9 protein-coding genes are annotated in these 9,193 nt (G+C 67.1%); 6 read left to right on the top strand and 3 right to left on the bottom strand.

The window, feature by feature from the left end:
• Nucleotides 1–102: 102 nt before the first annotated feature.
• The gene (locus EOA24_RS17380; RefSeq protein WP_126083853.1) at nucleotides 103–699 is read right to left on the bottom strand and encodes a TetR/AcrR family transcriptional regulator; all 597 of its coding nucleotides are present in this window, start codon (nucleotides 697–699) and stop codon (nucleotides 103–105) included.
• A 478-nt stretch (nucleotides 700–1,177) separates the two neighbouring features.
• On the opposite strand from EOA24_RS17380, the gene EOA24_RS17370 reads away from it, so the two are divergent.
• The 3 genes from EOA24_RS17370 to EOA24_RS17360 are packed head-to-tail and all read left to right on the top strand — an operon-like array spanning nucleotide 1,178 to nucleotide 4,945.
• Nucleotides 1,178–1,678: a (2Fe-2S)-binding protein gene (locus tag EOA24_RS17370; protein WP_189343171.1), complete on the top strand. Its 501-nt coding sequence runs from the start codon at nucleotides 1,178–1,180 to the stop codon at nucleotides 1,676–1,678.
• Nucleotides 1,675–2,658, top strand: a complete 984-nt coding sequence (locus EOA24_RS17365) for a xanthine dehydrogenase family protein subunit M (RefSeq protein ID WP_127409929.1) — start codon at nucleotides 1,675–1,677, stop codon at nucleotides 2,656–2,658. Before EOA24_RS17370 ends, EOA24_RS17365 begins: the two co-directional genes overlap by 4 nt.
• Nucleotides 2,659–2,704: 46 nt before the next feature.
• A complete protein-coding gene (locus EOA24_RS17360; RefSeq protein ID WP_127409928.1) occupies nucleotides 2,705–4,945 on the top strand; it encodes a xanthine dehydrogenase family protein molybdopterin-binding subunit in 2,241 nt (746 codons plus the stop codon).
• A gap of 501 nt (nucleotides 4,946–5,446) precedes the next feature.
• On the opposite strand, the gene EOA24_RS17355 is transcribed toward EOA24_RS17360, so the two are convergent.
• Entirely contained in the window at nucleotides 5,447–6,457 is a 1,011-nt protein-coding gene (locus EOA24_RS17355; protein ID WP_126083358.1) for an NAD(P)-dependent alcohol dehydrogenase, read from the bottom strand.
• 96 nt (nucleotides 6,458–6,553) lie between these two features.
• On the opposite strand from EOA24_RS17355, the gene EOA24_RS17350 reads away from it, so the two are divergent.
• The 3 genes from EOA24_RS17350 to EOA24_RS17340 all read left to right on the top strand — a co-directional run bounded on the left by EOA24_RS17350 (nucleotide 6,554) and on the right by EOA24_RS17340 (nucleotide 8,753).
• A complete protein-coding gene (locus EOA24_RS17350) occupies nucleotides 6,554–7,483 on the top strand; it encodes a LysR family transcriptional regulator (RefSeq protein ID WP_126083359.1) in 930 nt (309 codons plus the stop codon).
• Between the two features lie 132 nt (nucleotides 7,484–7,615).
• The gene (locus EOA24_RS17345) at nucleotides 7,616–7,999 is read left to right on the top strand and encodes a VOC family protein (protein WP_126083360.1); all 384 of its coding nucleotides are present in this window, start codon (nucleotides 7,616–7,618) and stop codon (nucleotides 7,997–7,999) included.
• A 268-nt stretch (nucleotides 8,000–8,267) separates the two neighbouring features.
• Nucleotides 8,268–8,753, top strand: coding sequence for a hypothetical protein (locus EOA24_RS17340; protein WP_245467120.1), 486 nt, complete (start codon nucleotides 8,268–8,270; stop codon nucleotides 8,751–8,753).
• Between the two features lie 32 nt (nucleotides 8,754–8,785).
• Here the strand turns inward: EOA24_RS17340 and EOA24_RS17335 are convergent.
• The coding region (locus tag EOA24_RS17335) for a GGDEF domain-containing protein (protein ID WP_133374537.1) at nucleotides 8,786–9,193 on the bottom strand (408 nt) is incomplete at its 5' end.

The raw sequence follows: 9,193 nt of genomic DNA, 5'->3' as shown, positions 1-9,193 counted from the left end.
GCATAGAGAAGATGGCGCGACGCCGAAGCTGCCAATCTCCCCCTCGTGGGGGAGATTGGCAGCTTCGCCGCCGGCTTCACCCACAGCCGAGAAGGAGGAGCGCTACCCTCTCGCCCCGAACCGCAGCCCATCCATCAAGAGCTTCACCAGCCGTCCGGACCGCTCGCGCCAGTCGGGCGTATTGGGCGCGGAGTAGATGCCGCCGAGCGCATGCATGACATCGGAGGCGTCAACGTCGGCGCGGATTTTTCCCGCGGCGGCGGCGGCCTGGACCAGGCTTCGCATGGCGCCGGAGACGCGGCCCGACGTGTCGGAGAACAGCGTCGAATTGGCGGTGAGCAACAGGCGCAGGCTGGTGGCGAGGCCGCGCTTGGTGGCGATGTAGTCGACGAAGCGCTGCATCCAGAGCTCCAGCGCGACGTCGGCCGGATGCTCGTGGGCAAGTTCGTCAGCGGCGTGGCAGAGGCCTTCCACCTCGCGGCGGTAGACCACCTCGACCAGATGCTCGCGCGTCGGGAAATGGCGGTAGAGCGTGCCGATGCCGACCCCTGCCCGCTTGGCGATCTCCTCCAGCGAGGCGTCGACGCCGTCGCTGGCAAACATCTGCGCCGCCACCTCGACCAGCCTGTCGCGGTTGCGCTGCGCATCGGCGCGCAGCGGCTTTGGCGCCGGCGCATCGCGCGTCGCTTCAGCGATCATTTCGGGCTCGGGCACTTTTTTCTCCACCAACGCAATATTGGGGGGTTGAACCATGACTGGCCAGACCCCAGCTAAATAAACGGAGGCTCCTCCGTTTTAGTGGAGTGCTTTTATCATATAACCAGGGGAAGCGTTATGTCACCTAGAGAAGGACGGAAAGCTTCGCCTGGCCGCTGGAGACAGGGGCATTCTTCGACGCCCGTGGTTGGCAAATCCGCTCGTGCGTTCGTCATCCCAGGGCGAAGCAAGGAGCGGAGCGACGCGGCGCAGACCCTGGGATCCATGCCATACCCTGCGAGCGCGGCTACGGTGCAGAATTCTGGCCCGTCGCGTCCTTCGGCAAACGTCACGGCATGGATCCTCGGGTCAAGCCCCAGGATGACGAACGCGAAGGTCGCCTCCAAGCGACCCTTGCCCCTAACCCCCCAAGCCCCATTTCCATCCGCTCAAGCGTCCAGCAATCGGAGCCCGACGCCCCATGAATGACCAAGTCACCATCAGTCCCACCACGCTTTCCGTCCATCTCACCATCAACGGCCGCGACCATACGCTGGAGACCGAGCCGCGCGTGACGCTGCTCGACGCGCTGCGCGACCGCCTCCACCTCACCGGCACCAAGAAAGGCTGCGACCAGGGCCAGTGCGGCGCCTGTACCGTCCATGTCGACGGCGAGCGCGTGCTCGCCTGCCTGACGTTGGCCGCCCAGGTCGAAGGCCGCGAGATCACCACCATCGAAGGCCTGGCCGACCAGGACGGCACGCTCAACGCCGTGCAGGCCGCCTTCCTCGAACAGGACGCCTTCCAGTGCGGCTATTGCACGCCGGGGCAGATCATGTCGGCGGTGGCCTGCATCCGCGAGGGCCATGCCGGTTCCGACGAGGAAATCCGCGAATACATGGCCGGCAATCTCTGCCGCTGCGGCGCCTATCCGAACATCGTCGCCGCCGTCCGCCAGGCCGCACAGGAGCTGCGCTCATGAGAGATTTTTCCTACTTCCGCGCCGACAGTATCGAGGCCGCCCGTAATGCGGCCGCCCTGCCCGGCGCGATGCTGCTTGCCGGCGGCACGACGCTGATCGACCTTGCCAAATGCGGCGTCACCGAACCTTCGACTGTGATCGACATCAGCCATATCGAAGGGCTCAACGCCATCGACGTGACCGCCGACCGCGCCGTCATCGGCGCGCTGGCCAGGATGAGCCATGTCGCCGACAACCCGCAAGTGAAGAGCCACTTCCCGGCCGTCTCGGAAGCGCTGTGGCAGGCCGCGTCGGCGCAGTTGCGCAACATGGCGACCATCGGCGGCAATCTGATGCAGCGCACGCGCTGCCCCTATTTCCGTGATCCAGCCAACTTCCCGGCCTGCAACAAGCGCGCGCCGGGCAGCGGCTGCTCGGCGATCGGCGGCGTGACGCGCGGCCATGCGGTACTTGGCGTGAGCGAAGCCTGCATCGCCACCTATCCGGGGGATCTCGCGGTGGCGCTCGTCGCCTTCGACGCCGAGGTCGATCTCGGGGAACGCAAGCTCAAGGTCGAGGATTTCTTCCTTGCGCCGGGCGCCACCGCCGAGCAGGAGCACGACATCCGCCCCGGCGAGGTGATCAGGGCCATCGAAATCCCCGGCTCGGCCGCCGCCAGGCGCTCGACCTACATCAAGGTGCGCGACCGCCAGTCCTATGAATTCGCCGCGGCCAGCGCCGCCGTCGGGCTGGAGCTCGAAAGCGATGGCCGTACCGTGCGTGACATACGCGTGGCACTTGGCGGCGTCGCGACGAAGCCGTGGCGGGTCCGCGCTGTCGAGGACGCGCTAAGGGGCAAGGCGCTCGACGAAGCGACCGTCCGCGAGGCGAGCGAGCTCGCCATGGAAGGCGCCGTCGACCATGGCGCCAACCACTACAAGATCGCATTGGCGCCGCGCGTCATCGCGCGCGCCATCCTCAAATTGGGAGAGACGGCATGACCGTTCATGACATAACGCCGCGTCGGACAGCGCGCGCCTCGAAGCGGTGGGCGGAAGGCTGTCGCGCGTCGACGGCCCGGCCAAGATCACGGGCGCGGCAAAGTACGCCTTCGAGCAGCAGCTCGAAGGGCTGACGCATGCCGTGCTGGTCGGCGCTACAATCGCCGCCGGCACGGTCTCGGCCATCGACAGCCGCGCGGCCGAGACCGCGCCTGGCGTTCTCGCGGTGCTCACGCCCGACACGATCATGGAACTGAACGGCGCATCGGACTGGCTGGGCAACCCGCCGTCGCAGCCGACCTACAACCCCCTCGCCCGCGAGGTCACCTATTCGGGCCAGCATATCGCGGCGGTGGTAGCCGAGAGCTTCGAGCAGGCGGTCGCAGCCGCGGCGCTGGTCAAGGTCTGGTATGACGAGACGCCGGCCATCGTCGATTTGAGCGACGGCAAGGCCGGCGACGGCATCCCGATCGACGCCATGACCAAGGAATGGGGCGATGCTGAAGCCGCCTTCGCCGCCGCGCCGGTGCGCATCTGCGCGGCCTACAACACGCCGCGCGAGTTCCAGGCGGCGATGGAGCCGCATGGGCTGATCGCGCGCTGGGAAGGCGACGAGCTGACCATCTGGGAGCCGAGCCAATGGCTTGACGGGATGGCGCGCACTTATGCCGAGTGGTTCGGCGTGCCGTTCGAGAATGTGCGGCTGGTCTCGCCCTATATCGGCGGCGGTTTCGGGTCGAAGGCGCTGGCGCTGGCACACAGCGCGGTGGCGGCGGCCGCAGCCAAGATGCTGGGGCGGCCGGTCAAGCTGGTGCTCAACCGCCCGCAGAATTTCACCTCCTATGGTGGCCGCGCCGCGACACGGCAGACGGTGGCGATCGGCGCCGATAGGGATGGCAGGATCCAGTCGATCGTGCATCGCGGCGTCAACGAAACCGCGGTCGACGGCATGTGGGTCGAGCCGCTCGGCTCCGTCACCTCGATCATGTATGCCACGCCGAATTTCTCGTCGAAGCAGAATGTGGTGCGGGTGAACACGGTGGTGCCGGGAGCAAAGCGCGCGCCGGGCGAGAACCCGAGCGCCTTCGGCATCGAATGCGCCATCGACGAGCTGGCTCATGAGCTCGGCATCGATCCGCTGGAGATGCGGCTGATCAATTATGCCGAACAGGATCCACACGCGAAGAAGGCGTGGTCGACGCGCCAGTTGCGCGAGGCCTTTGCCGCCGGCGCCGAAGCCTTCGGCTGGGCGAAGCGCTCGGCGGCGCCACGCTCGATGCGCGACGGCCGTCAGCTCGTCGGCTGGGGCATGGCCGCCGGCACGTATCCGGTGCGGCGCGCGCATGGCGAGGCGGTGGTGAAGATCCTCGCCGACGGTTCGGTCGTGGTCGAAAGCTCCTCCATTGACATGGGTCAGGGCACCTACACGATCCTGGCGCAAACGGCGGCCGAGACGCTCGGCGTTCCGGTGGAACGCGTGTCGGTGAAGCTCGGGGATTCCCACTTCGCCCGCGCGGGCGTCACCGGCGGCTCGCGCCTGGCGGGCGTCATGACCGGCGCCGTCTACAAGGCGGCCGGCCAGGCGCTGGACGAGCTCATCGGCCTGGCGCTCTCCGATCCGCGCTCGCCGTTCCAGAAGCTGCAGGCGAACACGCTGCAAGTGCGGGACGGCCGCATCGCCTCGCCGCGCGGCGAAGGACCGGAGCTGTCGATCGCCGAGTTCATGACTGCTGTCGGCCGTGAGCAGATCGAGGCCAAGGGCGATACGCTGCCAGCCAGCACGACAGCTGAGGAGCGCTACGCGAACTACACGACCATCGCCAAGTCGATCCCGCACACAGAGGGCGACTGGTCGCGCCATTCCTGGTGCGCGCATTTCGTCGAGGTGCGGGTGGATGAGGATTTCGGCACGGTGCGCGTGTCGCGCGTGGTGTCGGCGCTGGATTCGGGCCGGCTCTACAATCCCAAGCTGGCGGAAAGCCAGTGGAAGGGCGGCATCATCATGGGTATCGGCCAGGCGCTGCTCGAGGAAGGCATCGTCGACCGCCGCCACGGCCGCATCGTCAACGGCAATTTCGCCGACTACATGCTGCCGACCAATGCCGACATTCCCGACATCCAGACGATCTCGGTCGGCATCCCCGACCCGCACTCCTCCGCCCTCGGCGGCAAGGGGGTTGGGGAACTGGCGATCGTGGGCATCGCGCCGGCGATTGCGAACGCGGTGTTCCACGCGACGGGGAAGCGGGTGCGGGATCTGCCGATTACGCTGGAGAAGTTGATTTAGGGGATCACCGTCGACGGAGCGCTTAATCTCCCCCCTGTGGCGGAGATGGCCGGCAGGCCAGAGGGGGGCGCCCTCTTTCACTTCGTCATTCTAGGGCGAAGCAAGGAGCGAAGCGACGCGCGCAGACCCTAGAATCCATGCCGTGACGGTTGAGAGCCACCACGGTCCAGAACGTTCATCGGCCAATCCCGTGAAGCAACTCGCACCCTTCTGGATTGGTCTTCTCGATCACCCGTGCCGTTGGCGCGACCGGCGCTTCAGCGATTTCTCTCAGTTGATGCTGCTGACGGCGACTATTCCGGACCGTTGCATTTCTTGACCAAGGTATCGGCATGGATTCTAGGGTCTGCGCGCGTCGCTTCGCTCCTTGCCTCGCCCTAGAATGACGAGGCATAGGTCGGCGTTCCTTCGCGCCCCCCTCTGTCCTGCCGGACATCTCCCCCACAAGGGGGGAGATCGGCCGTCGCCACGGCTTTCGCCAATCTCCGACGTCTGCCCTTCCTACCAATCCAGCCCGAACACCAGCTTGCCGAAATGCAGGCCGCCGGCGGCCATGTGGGTATAGGCCTCGGTCGCCTCGTTCTGTGAGAACACCTTGTCGACGACCGGCTCGATGCCGGCGGCGCCGATGGCCCGCGCCGCGTCCTTGAGGTCGGACACCGATCCGGTGTTGTTGCCCAGCACTTTCAGCGCCTTGATGATGATCGGCAGCAGATTGACCGTCGCCTCGGCGCCGGTGACGAAGCCGATGGTGAACAGCGTTCCGCCGGGCGCGGTGGCGTTGACCGCGCGGGCGAAGGTGGCGGCGCCGCCGGTCTCGACGACGAGGTCGGCGCCGAGGCCGTCGGTCAGCTCCAGCACCTTGCCGTCCCAGTCCGGCGTCGAGCGGTAATTGATCAGGTGATCGGCGCCCAGCGCCCTGGCCCGCTCCAGCTTCTCGTCCGAGGACGAGGTGATGATCACGGTGGCGCCGGCCGCCTTGGCGAGCTGCAGCGTGAAGATCGAGACGCCGCCGGTGCCGAGCAGCACGACCACCGAGCCCGGTCCGACATCAGCGGCGCGGAGCGCATTCCAGGCGGTAGTGCCGGCGATAGGCAGCGTCGAGGCCGCCTCGAAGGAGAGATGCGCCGGCACCGGCACGACCGAATTGGCCGGGAGCGCAACATATTCGGCGAGCGAACCCGGCAGCGAGATGCCGCGCATCTCCCTCATCTCGTAAGGCCGCGGCCGGCCGCCGATCCAGCGCGGCTTGGCATGGGCGACGACGCGGTCGCCAACGGCGAACCCCGTCACGCCCTCGCCGAGCGCGACGATCTCGCCGGCGCCGTCGGCGACGGGTATGAGCGGGAAAACCGGCCCGGGATAGTTGCCGCTCGCCACGGCGACGTCGACGAAATTCAGGCTCGCCGCGCGCTGGCGGATCAGCACCTCGCCGCGCTGCGGTTCGGGCGTGGCGACGCTGGCGGCGCGGAAGGCGTCGAGCCTGGGCTGGGTGAGTTCGATGGCTTTCATGGGTTCACTCCGTGGGGCCGATTGACGGTTGAGTGAAGCTATCTGCTGCGCTATGCCTCGATAATTGTCGTCTTTTGCATTTGAGTATTGCAAATCATGCAGCAATCCCACGAAACCGCCGCGCTCGCCGAAATGGCCGCCTTCGCGGCCGTCGCCGAGGCGCGCTCCTTCACCCGGGCGGCGGCGACGGTCGGGCGCGACGCGACCATCCTGTCGCGCCGGCTGCAGTCGCTGGAAGAGCGGCTGGGGGTGCGGCTGCTCCACCGCACGACGCGCAGCGTGTCGCTGACCGAGGCGGGCGCGCAGTTCCTGGTGCGCGTGCGCGCCATCCTGGCTTCTGTCGACGAGGCCGAAGCCGCGGCCTCCGCCCATGCCGGCGGCCGGCCGCGCGGGCTGCTCAGGCTGGCGCTGCCCGGCACGTTCGGGCGCATGTGGATAGCCCCGTTCCTGCCGCAGTTCCTCGCCGAGTTCCCGGATCTGCGCATCGAGGCCGAATTCTCCAACCGCTTCGCCGATCTCGTCGCCGAGAATTTCGACGTCGCCGTGCGGCTGGGCAGCCTCGAGGATTCACGCCTGGTGGCGCGCAAGGTGGCGACGCGGCGCCGGCTGCTCTGCGCCGCCCCGTCCTACCTTGCTCGAAGGGGCATGCCTCAGACGCCGCAGGCGCTGCTCGAACATTCCTGCCTCGGCTTCACCGGCTTCCAGACCTTTCCGGTCTGGGAGATGACCGACCGTGAGGGCCGGCGCGCGCGCGTCGAGGTTTCCGGGCCACTGGTCAGCGACGACGCCGAGGTGCTGGTCGAGGCCGCCGTGCAAGGCGTCGGGCTGATGATGAGCACGGACTGGCTGGTCGGACGCGAGATTGCCGACGGCCGGCTGGTGCCGATCCTGGAGGACTGGACGCTGGCCGACGAGGGCGCGGTTTATGTCGTCACGCCCTCAGCCAAAGGCCAGGCCGCCAAGACCCGCGCCTTCGCCGACTGGATCGGCAAGCGATTTTCGCCCGAGCCGCCCTGGCGGCGATGAGAAGGCAACCTCCGAGATGTCGGCGGAAGTCCTGAGCGGGTGATCAAGGCATTCAGGGACCATGAACAAAAATTAGGAGCCTGGCGACATGCCGGCTAAACTGCTCACCCGCTCACGCAAGAGGCAAGGCTAATGTCCACGACTGTAAATGTCCGCTACATGGTCAACGATGTCGAAGAGGCCCTCACCTGGTACACGAAACATCTGGGCTTCACGCAGCTTTCGAACCAGGCGCCGGCCTTCGCGGATGTCTCGAGGGGAGCGCTTCGGCTGCTCCTCAGCGGTCCGACCAGTTCGGCGGGCAGGCCGATGCCGGATGGCGAGCGGCCTGGCCCAGGCGGCTGGAACCGCATCCACCTGATCGTCGAGGATCTTGCGGCCGAGGTTGGCCGGCTGCGGGCGGCGGGCCTCAGCTTCCGCAATGAAATTGTGACCGGGCCGGGCGGCTCGCAAATCCTGCTTGTCGATCCTTCCGGCAATCTGGTGGAACTCTTCCAGCCGGCCAAGGCCCGGTGATTGCAAACCCACGTCGTGGCGGCAAGGGCGTGGGGAACTGGCGATCGTGGGCATCGCCCCGGCGATTGCCATGCGGTGTTCCATGCAACAGGGGAAGGGTTACGCTGGAGAAGTTGATCTAGCGCCAGCCTATCCTTCGTCATGTATGGACGGCCCCTCTTGGGCAAGAGGGCCGTCCATATATGACGAAGCGAAAGGGCGGGAGATTGCGCGCTCGCCCGTTTTCGCCAATCTCTATATGATCACCGCATCACGAGAGGGAGCGATCATGAAACGCGGGCCGGCAACACTCATCCTGGCACTGCTCACCACCCTGCCCGCCCATGCCGCGTCCTGCTCCTGGTCCGCCAGGATGGAGGAGGACGAGGGCGGCAGCGTGATGATGGCCTCGGTCTGCGGCGGGCCGAAGGGCGATGCGCATCTGATGCTCGCTTGTTTCGGCAAGCCGGTGCTGAGCTACGATCTCGGCGCCGCGGGCGGACAGCTGGAGCCCGGCATCAGCGGCTCCTTCACCTTCAAGGCCGGCGACAAGAGCCTGACGGAGAAGCTCGAGCTGGAGGCGATGTACAACTACTTCACCACCGAGCTCCCCGGCCCCGCCGACCCGTTGCTTTCGCTGCTGCGCGGCAAGGGCGAGGTGACGGTCAGCGCCGACAAGTATGGCGCGACAACGTTTCCGCTGAAAGGCTCAGGCGCCGCGATCGGCAAGGTTCTGGCCGAGTGCGGCAAGGGTTCGGGCGGCGAGGCCGATTGACGCCTGTTCGAGGCCTTTCTCGCCGCGCTTGGTCAGGCCTTGCGTGGAAGCGGGATCGGCTGGAAACCGACGTCCGGCTCGGCCAGCCGCGTGGCATCGCGTCCGCCTGCCTTGGCGGCGTAGAGCGCCTTGTCCGCCTGGAGAAGCAGGCTCGTCGGATTGTGGCGGGCGGTCGGGCCGCTGATGGCGATGCCGATGCTGATGGTGACGATCTTGTGCTCGCTGCGATCATGTTTCAGCGCCCGCTCGCGCACCGCGGCGCGCAAATCGTTGGCCACGCGGATCGCGCCGGCGGCCGAGGCCTCCGACAGGATGACGGCGAATTCCTCGCCGCCATAACGCGCCACGAAATCACCGGCGCGGGTACGCTGCCGCAGGCAATCGGCGATCTGGCGCAGGCACTCGTCTCCAGCGAGGTGACCGTAACGGTCGTTATAGGC

Source organism: Mesorhizobium sp. M2A.F.Ca.ET.039.01.1.1 (genome assembly GCF_003998035.1).
Taxonomy (GTDB): domain Bacteria; phylum Pseudomonadota; class Alphaproteobacteria; order Rhizobiales; family Rhizobiaceae; genus Mesorhizobium.
The sequence above is the reverse complement of the archived record's forward strand: the minus strand, read 5'-3'. Positions and strand labels throughout refer to the sequence as shown.